Source organism: Pseudonocardia sp. Ae331_Ps2 (genome assembly GCF_001932405.1).
In the GTDB taxonomy this organism is placed as follows: Bacteria; Actinomycetota; Actinomycetes; order Mycobacteriales; family Pseudonocardiaceae; genus Pseudonocardia.
In genome coordinates this window covers 5914275-5933075 of record NZ_MCIM01000001.1, presented here as the reverse complement: position 1 = coordinate 5933075, position 18801 = coordinate 5914275, and the positions used below count along the sequence as shown (strand labels likewise).

The following is an 18801-nucleotide window of genomic DNA, read 5'->3' as shown; positions in this document are numbered from 1 at the left end:
ACGGAGCATGCCGGTGCCCGACGGGTTGGACGGCATGCGCATCGACGCCGGGCTGTCCCGGCTGCTGGGGCTGTCGCGGACCGTCGTCGCCACCCTGGCCGAGTCGGGCCGGATCTCGGTCGACGGTCGTGAGGCCGGCAAGTCCGACCGGCTGCCGGGTGGGTCCTGGCTGGAGGTCGAGCTGCCCGACGCGCCCGCGCCCGCGGTCATCGAGGGCCCGGCCGAGGTCGTCGCGGGCCTGACGGTGCTGCACTCCGACGACGACATCGTCGTCGTCGACAAGCCGGTCGGGGTCGCCGCGCACCCCTCCCCGGGCTGGACCGGGCCGACCGTCACCGGCGGGCTCGCCGCGCTCGGGTTCCGGCTGTCCACCTCCGGCGCCGCCGAGCGGCAGGGCATCGTGCACCGGCTCGACGTCGGCACCACCGGGGTGATGGTCGTCGCCACCTCCGAGCACGCCTACACCGAGCTCAAGCGGGCCTTCAAGGAACGCACCGTCGACAAGCGCTACCACGCCGTCGTGCAGGGGCACCCGGACCCCTCGTCGGGCACGATCGACGCCCCGATCGACCGGCACCCGCGCCACGACTACCGGTTCGCGGTGATGCAGAGCGGCAAGCCCAGCGTCACCCACTACGACACCATCGAGGCGTTCCGCTCGGCCAGCCTGCTCGACGTGCACCTGGAGACCGGCCGCACCCACCAGATCCGGGTGCACTTCTCCGCGCTGCGCCACCCCTGCGTCGGCGACATCACCTACGGCGCCGACCCGACGCTGGCCAAGCGGGTCGGGCTGTCCCGGCAGTGGCTGCACGCCCGCACACTCGGGTTCGCCCACCCCGCCGACGGCCGGCACGTCGAGTTCACCAGCCCCTACCCGGCCGACCTCGACGCGGCGCTGGACGTCCTGCGGGACTGACGCGTGACCGGTCTGAGCACCCGGGCGCTGGGGTGGATCGCCGCGGCGATGGCGGTGGTGTTCCTCGGTGCCGTCTGGGCGGCCGGGTCCGGGCCGTCGGCCGGGCCCCCGGCGGCGACCGGGTCGGTGCGGCTGGGCCCCGACCCCGGCCAGGACGTCGCCGGCTACCTCGCCGGGCTGCCCGCGACCCTGCCCCCGCCCGGACCCGCGGTGCCCGCGCTCGTCCAGTTCGCCCGGCCGCTGACGGTCGACGCCGCGGCCGCGGTGCCCGCCGGGGTCGGCCCGGTCGGGACCGCGGTGTTCCGGGTGCCGATCGACCGGGTGCAGACCGCGCTGCGGTTCGAGCCGGTCACCGGCACCGGGGACGCCGCCGGCGCGCTCGGCGTCGCCCGCGAGCGGGCCGCGTACGGCGCCGGTGCCGACGCCGACCGGGCCGCCCACGACGGCGGGGGAGCGGGCACCCCGGAGGCCCGCGCCGCGCTCGCCCGGCGGGCCGCGGTGGCCGCCGCCGAGGGCCGCGCCCTCGGCGACCCGGGCTGCGCCTGCGTGGTCGCGCTGGTCGTGACCGCGGACCGGGCCGGGCTCGAGGCGCTCGCCGCGCGCCAGGGGGTGCGCGCCGTGCAGGCCGCACCGCCCGGGACCACCGCACCGGAGCTGGCGCTGTCGCCGCTGCTACCCGAGCAGACCACCAGCGCGAGCCCACCCCCCGACGACGGCCCCGTCCCCTGAGCAGTCCTCCCGGTCCACCCACCGCCGCGAGCCGCCGGTGACGACGGTGGCCCGGCGCCGCCGCGGCCACCGGCTGCCCGGTCATGATCGCCACGACCGAGCCGATCGGTGCCGGATCCGGCACCCATCGCTGCATCGGTGGTGATCATGCGGTGCCCGGGCCCTGAGCCGCGGTCCCGCCCGCGATCTGCCCGGGCCCGGCTCGTCCGCCTCCCGCGCACGCACGTCCGGTCATGATCGCCACGGCCGAGCCGATCGGTGCCGAATCCGGCACCGATCACCTCACCGGTGGTGATCACGGCGCCGGCTCCCGGGGGGGTGCCGCCGGCCGGGCAGGAGGGTGCCGCACCCCTGCGGAGCACGGGCAGGCGGCCCGGTCAGCCGAGCACGCCGCGCTCGCGCAGCACCCGGACGGCCCGGGCGGCGCCCTCCCAGTGATGGGCGTCCCAGCCGTGCGCGACGGCGGCGCGGACGTTGTCGACCCGGTCGTCGAAGAACACCACCTGCTCCGGCGCGGTCCCGAACTCGACGTCGGCGCGTCGGTAGATGTCCTGCGACGGCTTCGCGGTCCCGACGTCGGCGGAGAACAGCAGCCGGTCGAACGGGCTGCTCCAGGCCGCCGCACGCACCGCGGCCGCGAGCCCGCGCGGGGCGTTCGACAGCACCGCCAGGCGCACCCGGGCCCGGGCGAGGTCGGCGATCAGCAGCGACGACGACGGCGGCAGCGTCGACCAGAAGGTCACGTCGACCCGTTCGGCGGCGTCGAGCCGGGTCCGCTCGGGCGCCAGGCCCAGCTCGGTGCAGACGGCGGTCCAGTAGCGGTCCGGCGGCTCGCCCAGGTCGTGCCGGGCCCGGTGGCGCCAGTACGCCTCGCGCAGGGCCGGCTCGGACACCCCGAGCACCGCGGCCAGGCGGCGTTCGAGCCCCGCGGAGGGGACGAGCACCTCACCGAGGTCGAACACGACCGTCCTCGGCATCGGCTGCAGTGTCGTCGGCGTCTGCGGCGGCTCGGGGGTGGCGGGCATCGTGGCCCGACCCTAACCCGCCACCGGGGGTCCGCGACACGCCGTCGTCCGGGGTGGACGGGGGGTGAGCTGGAGCGACACGCGGGGCCCGATCGTGCCCGCCCGCCGTCGCCGGAACCGTCGGACCCCACCGTTACGCTGAGGCCCTCACCGATCCGGTCGGTCCGGACCCGCAGGGTCCACCGGCTCCGGCGAGCGGGCCCCGCCAGGCCCGCACACCCGGCGCCGTCGTCCCTGCCCGGCCGTGCCGCCGGCCCGGTGCCGGGCACGTCCGCCCCGACGGGCGTGCGCACATCGTCAGGTCCGCGCCGTCCCAGCGGCGCGGGAGAGGAGCGCGGGACACACATGGGCAGTGCCGGATCCGGGAATCGCTCCTTCGTCCATCTGCACACGCACACCGAGTTCTCGATGCTCGACGGGGCCGCGCGGCTCGACGACCTGTTCTCCGAGGCCGCCAAGCACGAGATGCCGGCCATCGCGATGACCGACCACGGCAACGTGTACGGCGCCTTCGAGTTCTGGCGCAAGGCGAAGGCGCACGACGTCAAGCCGATCATCGGCATGGAGGGCTACCTCGCGCCCGGGTCGCGCCACGAGCGCAAGCGCACCGCGCTGGGGAACGGCAGCGAGAACAACCCCGACCTCATGTACACCCACATGACGCTGCTCGCGGAGAACACGGAGGGGATGCACAACCTCTTCCGGCTCTCCTCGCTGGCCAGCCTCGAGGGGTACTACTACAAGCCGCGTATGGACCGCGAGCTGCTCGAGAAGTACGGCAAGGGCCTGATCGCGACGACCGGCTGCCCGTCCGGCGAGGTCGCCCGCCTGCTCCAGCAGCACGACTTCGACGGCGCCTGCCAGGCCGCGAGCGACTACCGGGACATCTTCGGGAAGGACAACTTCTTCCTGGAGCTGATGGACCACGGCATCGAGATCGAGAAGCGGGTCCAGGAGGACCTGTTCCGGCTCAAGGACAAGCTCGACCTGCCCGGCCTCGCGACGAACGACCTGCACTACACCTACCCGGACGACACCAAGGCGCACGAGGTGCTCCTGTGCGTCCAGACCGGCAAGACCCTCGCGGACCCGAACCGGTTCAAGTTCGACGCGCAGGACTTCTACCTCAAGTCCGCCGCCGAGATGCGCGCCCTCTGGGACCCGATCCACCCCGAGGCCTGTGACAACACGCTGCTCGTCGCCGAGCGCTGCAACATCGACTTCACCACCGGCCAGGACCTCCAGCCCAAGGCGCCCGTCCCCGAGGGAGAGACCGAGGAGTCCTGGCTGATCAAGGAGGTCGAGCGGGGGCTGCACATGCGGTTCCCCGACGGCGTCACCGAGAAGTACCGGCGGCAGGCCAACTACGAGGTCGGCGTCATCATCAAGATGGGCTACCCCGGCTACTTCCTGGTGACCGCGGACCTCATCCAGCACGCCAAGTCGGTCGGCATCCGCTGCGGCCCCGGCCGTGGCTCGGCGGCGGGCTCGCTGGTCGCCTACGTCCTCGGCATCACCGACCTCGACCCGATCCGGCACAAGCTGATCTTCGAGCGGTTCCTCAACCCGGACCGTGTGTCGATGCCCGACATCGACATGGACTTCGACGAGCGCCGCCGCGGCGAGATGATCCGCTACGTCACCGAGAAGTACGGCGAGGACCGGATCGCGCAGATCATCACCTACTCCACGATCAAGGCGAAGGCCGCGATCAAGGACTCGGCGCGGGTGCTCTACGGCCAGCCCGGCTACTCCGTCGCGGACCGGATCTCCAAGGCGATGCCGCCCGCGGTGATGGGCAAGGACATCCCGCTGTCGGGCATCTTCGACCCGTCGCACAAGCGCTACTCCGAGGCGACCGAGGTCCGCGCCCTCTACGAGGCGGACCCGCAGGTCAAGGAGATCATCGACACCGCGCGGGGCCTGGAGGGGCTGAAGCGGCAGTGGGGTGTGCACGCCGCGGGCGTGATCATGTCCTCGACGCCGCTGATCGACGTCATCCCGATCCAGCGCCGCGAGTCCGACGGCGCGATCATCACCCAGTTCGACATGGGTGTCTGCGAGACCATCGGTCTGCTGAAGATGGACTTCCTGGGGCTGCGCAACCTCACCATCCTCGACGACGCCCTGGAGAACATCGAGCTCAACGGCAAGCCCGCCGTCGACCTGGACAAGGTCGAGCTGGACGACCGCAAGACCTACGAGCTGCTCTCCCGCGGGGACACCCTGGGTGTGTTCCAGCTCGACGGTGGCCCGATGCGGGACCTGCTGCGGCGCATGGCGCCCAGCGAGTTCGAGCACATCTCCGCGGTCGGCGCGCTGTACCGCCCGGGCCCGATGGGTGCGAACGCGCACAACGACTACGCCGACCGCAAGAACGGCCGGCAGGAGATCACGCCCATCCACCCGGAGCTGGCCGAGCCGCTCAAGGACGTGCTGGGTGAGACCTTCGGTCTGATCGTCTACCAGGAACAGGTCATGTCCATCGCGCAGGTGCTGGCGGGCTACACACTCGGCCAGGCGGACCTGCTCCGCCGCGCGATGGGCAAGAAGAAGAAGGAGATCCTGGACAAGGAGTACGCCGGCTTCGCCCAGGGCATGAAGGACAACGGCTACTCCGACGCCGCGATCAAGACGCTCTGGGACATCCTGCTCCCGTTCTCCGACTACGCCTTCAACCGCGCCCACTCCGCCGCCTACGGCGTGGTGTCCTACTGGACGGCCTACCTCAAGGCGAACTACCCGGCCGAGTACATGGCCGGCGTGCTCACCTCGGTGCGCGACGACAAGGACAAGGCCGCCGTCTACCTGGCCGAGTGCCGCCGGATGGGCATCACGGTCCTCCCGCCCGACGTCAACGACTCGGTGCGCAACTTCGCCCCGGTCGGCGACGACATCCGCTTCGGCCTCGGCGGCATCCGCAACGTCGGGCACAACGTCGTCGACGCGATCGTCGCCGCACGACGGGAGAAGGGGAACTTCGTCGACTTCTCCGACTTCCTGCGCAAGGTCGACGCGGTCGTCTGCAACAAGAAGGTCGTCGAGTCGCTGATCAAGGCGGGAGCCTTCGACTCGCTCGGGCACTCCCGCAAGGGCCTGCTGCTCGTGCACGCCGACGCCATCGACGCGGTGATGAGCACCAAGAAGGCCGCCTCGATGGGCCAGTTCGACCTGTTCGGGTCCCTGGACGGCCCCGGCGAGGGCGATGACGGCGGCCTCGGTGGCATCTTCGACGTGAAGGTGCCCGACGAGGAGTGGGACTCCAAGCACAAGCTCGCCGTCGAGCGGGAGATGCTCGGCCTCTACGTGTCCGGGCACCCGCTGCAGGGGCTCGAGCAGGCGCTCGCCGCGAAGTCCGACACCTCGATCGCCGACATCGTCGAGGGCTCGGTCGCCGAGGGCGCGCAGGTCACCGTCGGCGGCATCCTCGCCAACGTCAACCGCCGGGTGAACAAGAACGGCGAGCCCTGGGCCTCGGCGCAGATCGAGGACCTCGCCGGTGGCATCGAGGTGCTGTTCTTCCCGCGGGCCTACCAGGTGGTCGGCGTCGACGTCGCCGAGGACGCGATCGTGCTGGTCAAGGCGCGGGTCAACAAGCGCGACGACCGCGTGTCGCTGATCGCGAACGACCTCGCGGTGCCCGAGCTCGCCACCGGTGAGGCCGGACTGCCGATCAAGGTCAGTCTGCGCACCGACCAGTGCACCCCCGAGCGCGTCGCGAAGCTCAAGGAGGTGCTGACCCACCACCCCGGCACCTCCGAGGTGCACCTGACCCTGGTCTACGGCAGCAAGATGACCGCCCTGCGGCTGGACGACTCGCTCAAGGTCACGCACACCTCGGCCCTGATGGGGGACCTGAAGGCCCTGCTCGGCCCCGGCTGCCTCGGCGGCTGACCAGCCACACCTCTCAGCCGGCGTCCACACCCGTTGCAACGGGTGTGGGTACCGGGGACGGGGTGTGGATGCGGCACCGACCGGCCGCCGGCCCGGTCCGGTGGGGCGGGGCTCAGGCCCGGCGGGCCAGGTCGGCCCAGGCGGCGCGGGCGGGGGCGTCCCAGCGCTCGTGCAGGGTGGTGAACAGCTCCGTGGCACGGGACCCGGCCCAGTGCTCGGGCAGCAGCTCGGCGGGCAGCTCGGGGTCGAGGAACGGGAAGCGACGCCAGGCGTGGACCAGGCGGACCTGGCGGGCGAGGACGCCGTCACCGTCGTCGCCGCCGCCGACGCCACCGCCGGCGTCGGCGGCGGCGGCGGTGGACGCGGCGGTGTGACCGGACGCGGCTGCGCCGGCGCGAGCGGGACCGGATGCAGCGGGACCGGATGCGGCGTGCCCGGTTGTGGAGCGGCCGGATGCGGCGGGCCCGGGCTCGGAGCGGCCGGATGCGCCGGGCCTGAGGTGCGGGCCGAACTCGTCGAGGAACTCGGAGTAGGCCCGCTCCACGACGTCGAGGTCCCAGGCCTGGGCGACGATGTCGTCGGCGCGGCCGATGCCGCCGTAGTGCCCGACGAAGGAGTACCCGGACCCGGTGAGATCGAGTTCGTCGAGCACCGCCGCGACCCGGGCCTCCTTGCCGGGGTCGGGGCTGACCCACACCCCGGGGGCGGGGGAGCCCAGCCCGGCCCAGGCGAGCCGGGTGCGCAGCCGGTGCCGCAGGCGTCGCCGCGACTCCGGGACCGAGGCGAGCAGCACCAGCCAGCGACCGTCCCAGCCGGTCGTCGGGCGGCCGAATCCGTAGATGCGGGCGGCGCCGTCGGACAGCAGCTCCGACCCGGCGGGGGTGAGCGACCAGCGGACCCGGCGGCCGTCGCGGTCGGAGGTGAGCAGGCCCTCGCCCGCGGTGCGGGCCAGTGCCTGGCGGGCCGACTTGGCCTCCACGCCGAGCGCGCCCAGCACGTCGAGCAGGGCCCGGGTCCATACCGGCTCGCCGGCCGGGAGGACGAACTCGCCCAGCACGGTGAGCAGCAGAGATCGGGCGGAGGTCTGCCCGAGCTCGCGACGGCGCAGGGCCGACCCGTCGGGCCCCTCCGGCTCGTACACGGAGTCGGGCGTGGCCATGGTCGGGCCAGCGTAGAGGGTCGGCACTAGCGTGGCCGTTCGTGACCACCGCAGGCCCCGGGCGTGTCCCGGACCCGACCCTCCCCGGATCCGCGTCCGACACGGCGGCGCTGCTCGCCACCGACCGGGACCACGTCTGGCACCCCTACGCGCCGATGCCGGCCACCCGGGCGCCGATCGTCGTGGAGTCGGCGCAGGGAGTGCGGCTGACGCTGCCCGACGGCCGTGAGCTCGTCGACGGGATGTCGTCGTGGTGGTCGGCGATCCACGGCTACCGCCACCCGCGGCTCGACGCGGCGGTGCGCGACCAGCTCGGCCGGATGAGCCACGTGATGTTCGGCGGCCTGACCCACGGCCCGGCGGTCGACCTGGCCCGGCTGCTCGTGGACGTCGGACCGGAGGGGCTGGAGCACGTGTTCCTCGCCGACTCCGGCTCGGTGTCGGTCGAGGTCGCCATCAAGATGTGCCTGCAGTACTGGCGGTCCCGCGGCCGCCCCGGCAAGCACCGGCTGATGACCTGGCGGCGCGGTTACCACGGCGACACCTTCGGCGCGATGAGCGTCTGCGACCCCGACGGCGGCATGCACTCGCTCTGGTCCGACGTGCTCCCGCAGCAGGTGTTCGCCGACGCCCCGCCGGAGGACTTCTCCCACGACTACGTCGCCCACCTCGCCGAGCTCGTCGAGACCCACGCCGACGAGCTGGCCGCGGTCGTCGTCGAGCCGGTGGTGCAGGGTGCCGGGGGATGCGCTTCCACGACCCCCGCTACCTGCACGTGCTGCGCGAGCTGTGCCACGCCCACGACGTGCTGCTCGTGTTCGACGAGATCGCCACCGGCTTCGGCCGCACCGGTGAGCTGTTCGCCGCCGACCACGCGTCCGTCGCCCCGGACGTCATGTGCGTCGGCAAGGCGCTCACCGGCGGCTACCTGACGATGGCGGCGACCCTGTGCACCACCCGGGTCGCCCGCGGCATCACCGACGGCGAGGCCGGCGTGCTCATGCACGGGCCGACGTTCATGGGCAACCCGCTCGCCGCCGCCGTCGCCCACGCCTCGGTGTCGCTGCTGCTCGAACGGGACTGGCGGCGCGAGGTGAGCGACATCGCCGCCGGGCTGCGCGCCGGGCTGGCCCCCGTCCGGTCGCTGCCGGGGGTGCGGGAGGTCCGGGTCCTGGGCGCGATCGGCGTCGTCGAGCTGGACGAGGAGGTCGACGTCGCGGCCGCGACCGCCGCCGCGGTGCTCGCCGGGGTCTGGCTGCGGCCCTTCCGGAACCTCGTCTACGCGATGCCGCCGTTCGTCAGCACCCGCGACGACATCGCGCTGATCACCGCCGGGATGCGGGCCGCAGCGCTTGCGGGGCAGCGGGATCCCCACGGCGACGGGCACCGCGACCAGCGCTGAGCGCCTGATCGGACCACCGATCCGGTGGATCTTTCCGTGTTCCACATCACGTTACACAGAGATGTACGGCGCTGACCGGGCGTTTCGTCGCAGACGTCCGAAACGATGAGAAGCGCTCTCATCAGGATCCGATTCCCTGGTCGGGGTGAAACGGTGTCGGCCGATCGCATTCGTCCGGTCGGCCGCACCCGCTCCGCCGGTCGCGCACCGCACGACCCGCCCCAGCCGACCGCACCGTTGCGGTCCGGCACCCCCCACGGACCGATACGGAGGATCCGGTGCCCGCGCACAGTCACTCCAGCACCACCCGCCCCACTGGCAACACCAGCAACACCGAGCACGGCATGCAGGACCACGAGCACGCCCCGGCCGAGTCCGGCCGTGGCGAGCACTCGCCGCCCGGCGGCTCCTGGTTCGGGCGCACGTTCCCGCACGCCCGGGCGGACCTGTCCGCCTCGATCGTCGTGTTCCTCGTGGCGGTGCCCCTCTCGCTGGGCATCGCCGTCGCCTCCGGCGCCCCGATCCTGGCCGGCCTCATCGCCGCCGTCGTCGGTGCCGTCGTCGCCGGTCTGCTCGGCGGCTCGAAGCTCCAGGTCTCCGGCCCCGCCGCGGGTCTGACCGTGATCGTCGCCGAGCTGGTCAACACCTTCGGCTGGCAGGTCACCACCCTCATCACCGCGGGCGCCGGTGTCCTGCAGATCGTGTTCGGGCTGACCCGGCTGTCCCGGTTCGCCCAGGCCATCCCGCCGGCCGTCGTGCACGGCATGCTCGCGGGCATCGGCGCCACCATCGCCCTCGGCCAGCTGAACGTCGTGCTCGGTGGCCAGGCGCAGACCGGCGGTGTCAACTCGATCACCGCGCTGCCCGGCGCGATCGCGAACCTGTCCTGGCCCGCGCTGCTCCTCGGCGGCATCGTCATCGCGATCATGCTGACCTGGAACCGGCTGCCCGCGAAGCTGACCGTCGTCCCGGCCGCGCTGGTCGCGATCGTCACGGCCACCGTCGTCTCCCTCGCGTTCACCGACGTCGTCCGGGTGCAGCTGGGGGGCTCGCTCCTGGACGCGCTGTCGCTGCCCACGCTGCCGGAGTCGAACTGGGGCGGCGTGCTGTTCGGCATGCTGACGATCGCGCTGATCGCGAGCGTCGAGTCGTTGCTGTCCGCCGTCGCGGTGGAGCGCATGAAGCCCGGCACGAGCACCGACACCGACCGGGAGCTGCTCGGCCAGGGTGCAGCCAACACCGTGTCCGGCATGATCGGCGGCCTGCCCATCACCGGTGTGATCGTCCGGTCCGCCGCGAACGTCAAGGCCGGTGCCGAGACCCGCGCGTCGGCGGTGCTGCACGGTGTCTGGATCGCGCTGTTCGCGATCGTGCTGATCGGCGTCATCGAGCTCATCCCGATGGCCGCACTGGCCGGTCTGCTGGTCATGATGGGTGTCGGGCTGATCAAGCCGTCCGAGATCCGCACCGCACGTCAGCACGGCGAGCTGGCCATCTACGCCGCCACCCTGCTCGGCGTCGTGTTCCTGAACCTGCTCGAGGGCGTCCTGATCGGGCTGGTCCTGGCCGGGCTGATGCTGCTCTGGCGTGCCGTCCGGTCCCGCCCGCACCTGGAGCAGGCCGACGACGGCAGCTGCGAGCTCGTCGTCGAGGGCTCGCTGAGCTTCCTGGCCGTGCCGCGGCTGTCCCGCGAGCTGAACGCCGTCCCGCGCGGCTGCGACGTCACCGTCCGGCTGGTCACCGACTACCTCGACCACGCCGCCTACGACCACCTGCTCGCCTGGAAGGCGCGGCACGAGGGCACCGGCGCCACCGTGACCGTGATCGAGCCCGAGCAGGCCCGTCGCGCCACCGCGCCTGGCGCCGGGTTCCTGACCTGGGGCGAGTGGCAGGGCATGCGGACCGAGGGGCACGCGTCGGGGACGCTGATGGCCGGCGTCGCCGCCTACCACGACAACACCTCCGAGGCGATCCGCCCGACCATGACCGGGCTCGCCGACGGGCAGTCCCCATCCGCGATGATGATCACCTGCGCGGACTCCCGGGTGCTGCCGCACGTCATCACCCACAGCGGCCCGGGTGACGTGTTCACCGTGCAGAACGTCGGCAACCTCGTCGTCGGTCCCGGCACCGCGGCCGCTGTCGAGTTCGCCACCGGCACCCTCGACGTCCCGATCGTCGCGGTCTGCGGCCACTCCGGCTGCGGCGCGATGCAGGGACTGCTCGCCGGCGGCGCGAGCGGGGACTCCGCGCTCGGCCAATGGCTGCGCGAGGCACGGCCGGTGCTGCGGGCCTACGAGACCGGCCACCCGGTCGCCGTCGCCGCCGCGGAGGACGGCTTCGGCGAGGCCGACCAGCTGGCGATGGTGAACGTCGCGATGCAGCTGGAGATGCTGCGGGCGCAGGACTCCGGCGCCGAGGTGCTGGGCCTGTTCTACGACATCCGCAGCGCCCGTGTGCTCGTCCTCGACGAGGCGGCGGGCCGGTTCGTCGAGCCCCGCGCCGACATCGGGACCGACGGCTCGGACCTCGACCGGATCGCCGCCGGACACGGGCACGGGGCCACCGCCGCGGCCCGCCGGCTGCTGAAGGTCTGAGACCGCGCACCCGGGAACAATCCGCACCCACGACGTCGTTGAGGACCGTATGGCCACCGTGGAACTGACCACCGACAACTTCGACGACGTCGTGGGCGCGCCCGGGACGACCGTGCTCATCGACTTCTGGGCGTCCTGGTGCGGGCCGTGCACCCAGTTCGCCCCCGTGTACGACGCCGCCTCCGAGAAGCACCAGGACGTGACCTTCGGCAAGGTCGACACCGAGGCCCAGCAGGCGCTGGCCGGGGCGTTCGGGATCTCCTCGATCCCGACCGTGATGGCCGTCCGCGACGGTGTGGTGCTCTACTCCGAGCCGGGCGCGCTGCCCGCCGAGGCCCTCGAGGACCTCATCGGCCAGGTGAAGGCGGTCGACATGGACGAGGTCCGTGCCGCCGTCGCCGAGCAGGAGAAGCAGCAGGGCGAGGCGCCGCAGGCCTGACCGGCGACGCCCGACCCCGGAGCCCCGCACACCTACCGGTGGGCGGGGCTCCGCTCTGCCTAGGGTGTGGACGTGACCGGCCACCTCCCGACGACGCCAGGATCCGGCCCGCTGGCCTGGCTCGACCAGCACGCCCGCGCCCGTACCGAGGCCGGTCTGCGCCGCAGGCTGTCCCCGCGACCGGCCGACCCCGCGAGCGGGCCGTGGCTCGACCTCGCCGGCAACGACTACCTCGGGCTGTCCACCGATCCGCGTGTCCTCGACGGGGCCGCGGCCGCCTTGCGCATCTGGGGCGCGGGCGCCACCGGATCGCGCCTGGTCACCGGCTCGACCGCGCTGCACGCCGAGCTGGAGACCGAGCTCGCCGCGTTCTGCGGGTTCGCCGACGCGCTGGTGTTCTCCTCGGGGTACACCGCCAACCTCGGCGTCGTCACCGCCCTCACCGGGCCCGGCTCCCTGATCGTCTCCGACGCCGCGGCACACGCCTCGCTGGTCGACGCGTGCCGGCTCTCCCGGGCCCGGGTGGTCGTCGTGCCGCACGGCGACGTCGACGCGGTCGACGCCGCGCTGGCGGCCCGCACCGAGACCCGCGCGCTCGTCGTCACCGACTCCGTCGGGTCCGCCGACGGCGACCTCGCCCCGCTCACGGCGCTGCACCGGGTCTGCCGGGCCCGCGGCGCGGTGCTGCTCGCAGACGAGGCGCACGCCCTCGGCGTGCGCGGTCCCGGCGGGCGCGGGCTGCTCGCCGAGACCGGGCTCGCCGGGGCCGACGACGTCGTCGCCACCGTCACGCTGTCCAAGGCGCTCGGCAGCCAGGGCGGCGCGGTCCTCGGCCCGGCCGCGGTCACCGCCCATCTGGTGGACTCCGCGCGCAGCTTCATCTTCGACACCGGTCTCGCCCCGGCCGCGGCCGGCGCGGCGCTCGCCGCGCTGCGGGTGCTCGCCGCCGAGCCCGGCCGGCCGGCCGAGGTGCTGCACGTCGCCGGGGTGCTGGCCGGGGCCTGCGACGCCCCGGTGCCGGTGTCCGCGGTCGTCCCGGTCGTGCTGGGCGAGCCCGGCCCCGCCGTCGAGGCCGCCGCGGCCTGTCTGCGCCGCGGGCTGCGGGTGGGGTGCTTCCGCCCGCCGTCGGTCCCGCCGGGCACCTCCCGGTTGCGCCTGACCGCCCGCGCCGGACTCACCGACGCCGAGCTGTCCTTCGCGGCCGGGGTACTCACCGAGGTGCTGGCCGCGGCGCGGACGGGGGTCCCGGCATGACCGGGCGCCACCTGGTCGTCACCGGGACCGGCACCGAGGTCGGCAAGACCGTCGCCACCGCCGCGCTGGCCGCGGTCGCGGTCGCGGCGGGGGAGCGGGTGGCGGTGCTCAAGCCCGCCCAGACCGGGGTCGGACCGGACGAGCCGGGGGACGCCGCCGTCGTCGCGCGGCTGGTGCCGCAGGCGCACACCGCCGAGCTCGCCCGCTATCCCGAGCCGCTCGCACCCGGGACCGCCGCACGGCGGGCCGGGCTCGCCCCGGTCACCCCCGTCGCGGCCGCCGACGCCGCCCGCGACCTGGCCCGCACCCACGACCTGGTGCTCGTCGAGGGCGCGGGCGGGCTGCTCGTGCACCTCGACGACGACGGCGGCACCGTCGCCGACGTCGCCCGCCTGCTCGACGCGCCGGTGGTCGTCGTCGCCGCGGCCGGGCTCGGCACGCTCAACCACACCGCGCTGACCGTCGAGGCAGTGCGGGCGCGTGACCTGGTCTGCGCCGGGGTCGTCGTCGGGGCCTGGCCGGACACGCCCGACCTCGCCGCCCGGTGCAACCTCGACGACCTGCCCGCGACCAGCGGGGTGCCGCTGCTCGGTGTGCTCCCGGCCGGGCTCGGCGGTGCCGCTCCCGAGTGGTTCCGCGACGTTGCGTGCCGCACATTCGGACCGCGCCCGGTCGGCCGCTGGCAGGATGCCTGATCATGACGACCGCCAGGACCGACGTTCTCACCGTCGCGCGCGACCAGGTCCTCGACCAGGGCCGCGGCCTCACCGTCAGCCAGGTGCGCGAGGTGCTCGACCTTCCCGACGACCGCCTCGACGACCTGCTGGAGCTGGCCCACGAGGTGCGGATGCGCTGGTGCGGGCCCGACGTCGAGGTCGAGGGGATCATCTCGCTCAAGACCGGCGGGTGCCCCGAGGACTGCCACTTCTGCTCGCAGTCGGGCCTGTTCGCCTCGCCGGTGCGCTCGGCCTGGCTGGACATCCCGATGCTCGTCGAGGCCGCCAAGCAGACCGCGAAGACCGGGGCCACCGAGTTCTGCATCGTCGCGGCCGTCCGTGGGCCCGACGAGCGGCTCATGTCCCAGGTCGCCGCCGGCATCGCGGCGATCCGGGACGAGGTCGACATCAACATCGCCTGCTCGCTGGGGATGCTCACGGCCGAGCAGGTCGACGAGCTCGCCGGCATGGGCGTGCACCGCTACAACCACAACCTGGAGACCGCCCGCAGCCACTTCCCCAACGTGGTCACCACCCACACCTGGGAGGAGCGCTGGGACACCCTGCGCATGGTCCGTGCGGCCGGCATGGAGGTGTGCTGCGGCGGGATCGTCGGGATGGGGGAGAGCCTGGACCAGCGCGCCGAGTTCGCCGGGCAGCTCGCCGAGCTGGAGCCCGACGAGGTGCCGCTGAACTTCCTCAACCCGCGCCCGGGCACCCCGTTCGGGGACCTGGAGCCGATGTCCGGGCCGGACGCGCTGCGCACCGTCGCCGCGTTCCGCCTGGCGCTGCCGCGCACGATCCTGCGCTTCGCCGGTGGCCGCGAGATCACCCTCGGCGACCTGGGCGCCCGCAAGGGCCTGCTCGGCGGGATCAACGCGGTGATCGTCGGGAACTACCTGACCACGCTGGGACGTCCGGCCGAGTCCGACATCGACCTGCTCGGCGAGCTGGAGATGCCGATCAAGGCCCTCAACGAGACGCTGTGACGGCGCCGGTGCAGGTCTCCACCCGGGAGGACGGGGGCCCGTACTGCGACCAGTGCGGGAACCCCGACGCGACGGCGGGCCACGACCGGTGCGCCGCGCGACGTGAGCTGGAGCCGCCGCGCTTCTGCCCGGACTGCGCGCGGCGGATGGTGGTCCAGGTCGACCCGGTGGGCTGGACCGCCCGGTGCAGCAGGCACGGCGAGCGGTCCAGCCGGTAGCGGGCCCGGTCCCGGTCAGGGCTTGATCAGGACCTTGAGGGCCTCGCGGTCGTTCATGGCGCGGTAGCCGTCGGGGACCTCGTCGAGGCCGACCGTGCGGTCGAAGACCTTGCCCGGCCGGACCGTGCCGTCCAGCACGTCGGGCAGCAGCTCCTCGATGTAGGCCCGCGCCGGTGCGACGCCGCCGTGCACGCCGACGTTGCGCATGAACGAGCCCACGCCCAGCGGGATGTCGGAGTACTGCGAGACGCCGACCCGGCCGACGAGCTTGCCGTCCTTGGTGACCTCGACGGCGGTGCGGACGGCCTCGACGTAGCCGACGCACTCCAACGCGGCGTCGACGCCGTCGCCGCCGGTGAGCTCGCGGACCTTCTCGATCGCCTCGTCGCCGCGCTCGGGGACGACGTCCGTGGCGCCGAACTCGCGGCCCAGGTCGGTCCGGGCGGTGTGCCGGCCGAGCAGGATGATGCGCTCGGCACCGAGCCGCTTCGCCGCGAGCACCGCGCAGAGCCCGACCGCTCCGTCGCCGACGACGGCCACGGTGTCCCCGCGCTGCACCCGCGCCGAGACGGCGGCGTGGTGGCCGGTGGGGAACACGTCGGACAGGGTCAGCATCGAGGCGAGCAGCGCGTCGTCCGGCTCGCCGGGCATCGGGACCAGGGTGCCGTCGGCGAACGGCACACGGACGGCCTCGCCCTGGCCGCCGTCGGTGCCGTCGGAGCCCCAGCCGCCGCCGTGCCGGCAGGAGGTCTGCAGGCCCGCGGCGCAGAAGTCACAGGTGTTGTCGGCCCACACGAACGGTGCGACGACGAGCTGGCCCTTCGTGCGGTTCCGGACGCCGGACCCGACCTCCTCGACCACACCGAGGAACTCGTGGCCGATGCGGTGGCCCTCGGTGGAGTCCTCCGCCGAGTTGTACGGCCACAGGTCGCTGCCGCAGATGCAGGAGCGCAGGACCCGCACGATCGCATCGGTGTCGTCACGGATGACCGGGTCCGGTATGTCGGACGAGATCCGGATGTCGTGCTTGCCGTGGATCAGAGTCGCCTTCATACCGATGGGTGCCCACATGCGGAACCGTTCATGCGCGCCCGGTCGCGGTGACGCGCCGCACATGCGGCAGGCTGGCCGGCATGGCGATCAACTGGGGCTCGGTCCTGCGCAAGGCCGCGGACGTGGCGGTGCAGTTCCTCAAGGACTCGCAGAAGGACGCGCAGAGGTCCGGTCGGACGGCACCGCGGGGTGCGCGGCCGGGCGGCGGTGCCCGGCCCGGTCCGCCGCCCACGGCCGGGCGGGTGCGGACCGCGCCGACCGGCGACCGTGCCCGGCAGATCGCCTACGCCCCCGAGCCCGACGGCGCCGCGGACCCCGGCGAGATCGTCTGGACCTGGGTGCCCTACGAGGAGGACGCGAGCCAGGGCAAGGACCGGCCGCTGCTCGTCGTCGGGCGCTCGGGTGGGGACCTGCTCGGGCTGATGCTGTCCAGCCAGGACAAGCGGGCCCACGACCCGGACTGGGTCGGGATCGGCTCCGGCGCCTGGGACCGCGAGGGGCGCGACTCCTACATCCGGCTGGACCGGGTGCTGGAGGTGGAGGAGCACGGGATCCGCCGGGAGGGCGCGGTGCTCGACCGGGCGCGGTTCGACCGGGTCGCCACCGAGCTGCGCTCGCGCTACGGCTGGCACTGAGAAACCTGCGCTGAGAAACCGGGGTGCGCCGCACCGGCGCGCCCGCTAGTCTCCTGCTCATCATGAGGCACTGACGACCCCACCGACCGCGGACGCGGCACACGCCCCCGCGGTCCTCCTCCGTCTCCACCGGAGCCGTCGTCATGTCATCGACCGAGCAGATCCGTGCCGTCACCGCCCGCGGGCTGGTCCGTTCCTACGCCACCCACGCCGGCCGCCCCCCGGTGCTCGACGGCGTCGACCTCGTCGCCGCACCGGGCACGCGGGTCGGCCTGATCGGGGAGAACGGCTCGGGCAAGTCCACGCTGCTGAGGCTGCTCGCCGGCGTCGACACCCCGGACGGTGGGACGCTCACGGTGCCCGCGGACCGGGTGTACCTGCCGCAGGAGCCGGACCTGGGCGACGGGGGGACCGTCGGCGACCTGCTGGACGCGGCGCTGCGCCCGCTGCACGACGCCGTCGCCGAGCTGGAGCGCCTGGCAGGCCGGCTCGCCGACGGCACCGGCGCCGCCGCCTACGACCGGGTGCTGGCCTGGGCGATCGCCCACGACGCGTGGGACGCCGACCGGCGCGCCGAGGTCACCGCGGGCACGCTCGGCGTCGCCGACCTGGAGCGGGACCGGCCGGTCGCGACCCTGTCCGGCGGCGAGCGCACCCGGCTCGCGATGGCCGCCGCGCTGGTCCGCCGCCCCGCGGTGCTGCTGCTCGACGAGCCCACCAACCACCTCGACGACGACGCCCTGGACCTGCTGGAACGCTCACTCGTGGAGCTGCCCGGCGTCGTCGTCGCGGCGAGCCACGACCGCACCTTCCTCGACCGGGTCTGCACCGAGCTGCTCGACCTCGACGCCGGTGAGCTCGGCACCGACGGGCACGGCGGACGCCGGTTCGGCGGCTCGTTCACCGAGTACCTCGATGCCGCCGCGGCGAGCCGCCGTCGCTGGGAGGAGCGCTTCGCCGCGGAGCAGGAGGAGATCGCCGCGCTGCGCGAGCGGAGCCGGGCCGGGCTCTCGACGATCGCCCCCGGCCGCGGCCCGCGCGACAACGACAAGTTCATCCACGCCTTCAAGGAGGCCGGCGTCGAACGCACCCGGGCCCGCCGGGTGCACGACGCCCAGCGCCGGCTGGAGACCGCCGAGCGCGAGGCGGTCCGCAAGCCGCCCCGGCCGCTGGAGTTCACCGGGCGCCTGACCGGCGAGGCCCCGGCCGACGGGCTCGCCGTGAGCATCCGGGACCTGCGGGTCGACGGCCGGCTGCGGCTCGACCTGCTCGACCTGCCGGTGGGGGAGAAGCTGCTGGTCACCGGCCCGAACGGGGCCGGGAAGTCGACCCTGCTGGCGGTCCTGCACTCCGACCTGGCCCCGAGCGCGGGCACCGTGGACGTGCGGGCGCGCCGGGTCGGGCTGCTGGCCCAGGACCCCGACGTCGGCCCGCCCGACCGCAGCGCCGCGGCCGCCTACGCCGACGCCGTCGGCGTCGAGCCGGCCGAGGACGTCCCGCTGCGCGAGCTGGGGCTGCTGCACCCGCGCGAGCACGGCACCGCGGTCGGCGAGCTCAGCCTGGGCCAGCGACGGCGGCTGGCACTGGCCGTCGCCGTCGCCGCCGCCCCGGACCTGCTGCTGCTCGACGAGCCGACCAACCACGTCTCGCTGCGGCTGGCCGGGGAACTGGAGGAGGCGCTCGGGACCGCGCCGGGGACCGTCGTCGTCACCTCGCACGACCGGTGGCTGCGCCGGCGCTGGGACGGGCCGCACCTCGCGATCGGCGGGTGA

The 18801-nt window shown here is 74.0% G+C and carries 14 protein-coding genes and 1 pseudogene; 12 read left to right on the top strand and 3 right to left on the bottom strand.

Annotated features, from left to right (window positions below; translation table 11 throughout):
* The first annotated feature begins 7 nt into the window (after nt 1-7).
* Together Ae331Ps2_RS27745 and Ae331Ps2_RS31520 are read left to right on the top strand one after the other, a co-directional pair.
* On the top strand, nt 8-919 hold the full coding sequence (locus Ae331Ps2_RS27745; RefSeq protein ID WP_060714737.1) for an RluA family pseudouridine synthase: 912 nt from the start codon (nt 8-10) through the stop codon (nt 917-919).
* Nucleotides 920-922: 3 nt separating this feature from the next.
* A complete protein-coding gene (locus Ae331Ps2_RS31520) occupies nt 923-1648 on the top strand; it encodes a hypothetical protein (protein WP_139318680.1) in 726 nt (241 codons plus the stop codon).
* 377 nt (nt 1649-2025) lie between these two features.
* On the opposite strand, the gene Ae331Ps2_RS27735 is transcribed toward Ae331Ps2_RS31520, so the two are convergent.
* Nucleotides 2026-2673, bottom strand: coding sequence for an HAD-IA family hydrolase (locus Ae331Ps2_RS27735; RefSeq protein WP_083696088.1), 648 nt, complete (start codon nt 2671-2673; stop codon nt 2026-2028).
* A gap of 345 nt (nt 2674-3018) precedes the next feature.
* Here Ae331Ps2_RS27735 and dnaE point away from each other — a divergent pair, with 345 nt between their 5' ends.
* Nucleotides 3019-6567 (top strand): DNA polymerase III subunit alpha, encoded by a 3549-nt coding sequence (gene dnaE / locus Ae331Ps2_RS27730; protein WP_020623479.1) that lies wholly within the window; start codon nt 3019-3021, stop codon nt 6565-6567.
* Between the two features lie 112 nt (nt 6568-6679).
* On the opposite strand, the gene Ae331Ps2_RS33675 is transcribed toward dnaE, so the two are convergent.
* Nucleotides 6680-7726, bottom strand: a complete 1047-nt coding sequence (locus Ae331Ps2_RS33675) for a PaaX family transcriptional regulator C-terminal domain-containing protein (protein WP_249265297.1) — start codon at nt 7724-7726, stop codon at nt 6680-6682.
* 155 nt (nt 7727-7881) lie between these two features.
* On the opposite strand from Ae331Ps2_RS33675, the pseudogene Ae331Ps2_RS27715 reads away from it, so the two are divergent.
* The 7 genes and pseudogenes from Ae331Ps2_RS27715 to Ae331Ps2_RS27685 all read left to right on the top strand — a co-directional run bounded on the left by Ae331Ps2_RS27715 (nt 7882) and on the right by Ae331Ps2_RS27685 (nt 15341).
* A pseudogene (locus Ae331Ps2_RS27715) lies at nt 7882-9128 on the top strand (adenosylmethionine--8-amino-7-oxononanoate transaminase).
* Nucleotides 9129-9406: 278 nt separating this feature from the next.
* Nucleotides 9407-11725: a bifunctional SulP family inorganic anion transporter/carbonic anhydrase gene (locus Ae331Ps2_RS27710; protein WP_075305640.1), complete on the top strand. Its 2319-nt coding sequence runs from the start codon at nt 9407-9409 to the stop codon at nt 11723-11725.
* A gap of 49 nt (nt 11726-11774) precedes the next feature.
* The gene (locus Ae331Ps2_RS27705) at nt 11775-12164 is read left to right on the top strand and encodes a co-chaperone YbbN (RefSeq protein ID WP_020623876.1); all 390 of its coding nucleotides are present in this window, start codon (nt 11775-11777) and stop codon (nt 12162-12164) included.
* A gap of 72 nt (nt 12165-12236) precedes the next feature.
* On the top strand, nt 12237-13418 hold the full coding sequence (locus Ae331Ps2_RS27700) for an 8-amino-7-oxononanoate synthase (RefSeq protein ID WP_075311573.1): 1182 nt from the start codon (nt 12237-12239) through the stop codon (nt 13416-13418).
* Entirely contained in the window at nt 13415-14113 is a 699-nt protein-coding gene (gene bioD / locus Ae331Ps2_RS27695; protein WP_075305641.1) for a dethiobiotin synthase, read from the top strand. The genes Ae331Ps2_RS27700 and bioD overlap by 4 nt, the downstream gene beginning before the upstream one ends.
* 2 nt (nt 14114-14115) lie before the next feature.
* Nucleotides 14116-15123: a biotin synthase BioB gene (gene bioB / locus Ae331Ps2_RS27690; protein ID WP_020623921.1), complete on the top strand. Its 1008-nt coding sequence runs from the start codon at nt 14116-14118 to the stop codon at nt 15121-15123.
* Nucleotides 15120-15341 (top strand): hypothetical protein, encoded by a 222-nt coding sequence (locus Ae331Ps2_RS27685; RefSeq protein WP_020623920.1) that lies wholly within the window; start codon nt 15120-15122, stop codon nt 15339-15341. Before bioB ends, Ae331Ps2_RS27685 begins: the two co-directional genes overlap by 4 nt.
* A 15-nt stretch (nt 15342-15356) precedes the next feature.
* On the opposite strand, the gene Ae331Ps2_RS27680 is transcribed toward Ae331Ps2_RS27685, so the two are convergent.
* Complete coding sequence (locus Ae331Ps2_RS27680; RefSeq protein WP_075305642.1) at nt 15357-16394, bottom strand: zinc-dependent alcohol dehydrogenase family protein; 1038 nt, start codon at nt 16392-16394, stop codon at nt 15357-15359.
* Nucleotides 16395-16474: 80 nt separating this feature from the next.
* Between Ae331Ps2_RS27680 and Ae331Ps2_RS27675 the strand changes: the two genes are divergently transcribed.
* Together Ae331Ps2_RS27675 and Ae331Ps2_RS27670 are read left to right on the top strand one after the other, a co-directional pair.
* Nucleotides 16475-17029 carry a type II toxin-antitoxin system PemK/MazF family toxin gene (locus Ae331Ps2_RS27675; protein WP_075305643.1) on the top strand — a complete coding sequence of 185 codons (555 nt, stop codon included), beginning with the start codon at nt 16475-16477 and terminating at the stop codon, nt 17027-17029.
* A gap of 143 nt (nt 17030-17172) precedes the next feature.
* Complete coding sequence (locus Ae331Ps2_RS27670; RefSeq protein WP_083696086.1) at nt 17173-18801, top strand: ABC-F family ATP-binding cassette domain-containing protein; 1629 nt, start codon at nt 17173-17175, stop codon at nt 18799-18801.

Bases quoted from the DNA above. Each gene is read 5' to 3' on its own strand.
- Ae331Ps2_RS27745 (WP_060714737.1), top strand. From the start codon at position 8: ATGCCGGTGCCCGACGGGTTGGACGGCATGCGCATCGACGCCGGGCTG.
- Ae331Ps2_RS27735 (WP_083696088.1), bottom strand. From the start codon at position 2,673: ATGCCCGCCACCCCCGAGCCGCCGCAGACGCCGACGACACTGCAGCCG.
- dnaE (WP_020623479.1), top strand. From the start codon at position 3,019: ATGGGCAGTGCCGGATCCGGGAATCGCTCCTTCGTCCATCTGCACACG.
- Ae331Ps2_RS33675 (WP_249265297.1), bottom strand. From the start codon at position 7,726: ATGGCCACGCCCGACTCCGTGTACGAGCCGGAGGGGCCCGACGGGTCG.
- Ae331Ps2_RS27705 (WP_020623876.1), top strand. From the start codon at position 11,775: ATGGCCACCGTGGAACTGACCACCGACAACTTCGACGACGTCGTGGGC.
- bioD (WP_075305641.1), top strand. From the start codon at position 13,415: ATGACCGGGCGCCACCTGGTCGTCACCGGGACCGGCACCGAGGTCGGC.
- bioB (WP_020623921.1), top strand. From the start codon at position 14,116: ATGACGACCGCCAGGACCGACGTTCTCACCGTCGCGCGCGACCAGGTC.
- Ae331Ps2_RS27680 (WP_075305642.1), bottom strand. From the start codon at position 16,394: ATGAAGGCGACTCTGATCCACGGCAAGCACGACATCCGGATCTCGTCC.
- Ae331Ps2_RS27675 (WP_075305643.1), top strand. From the start codon at position 16,475: ATGGCGATCAACTGGGGCTCGGTCCTGCGCAAGGCCGCGGACGTGGCG.
- Ae331Ps2_RS27670 (WP_083696086.1), top strand. From the start codon at position 17,173: ATGTCATCGACCGAGCAGATCCGTGCCGTCACCGCCCGCGGGCTGGTC.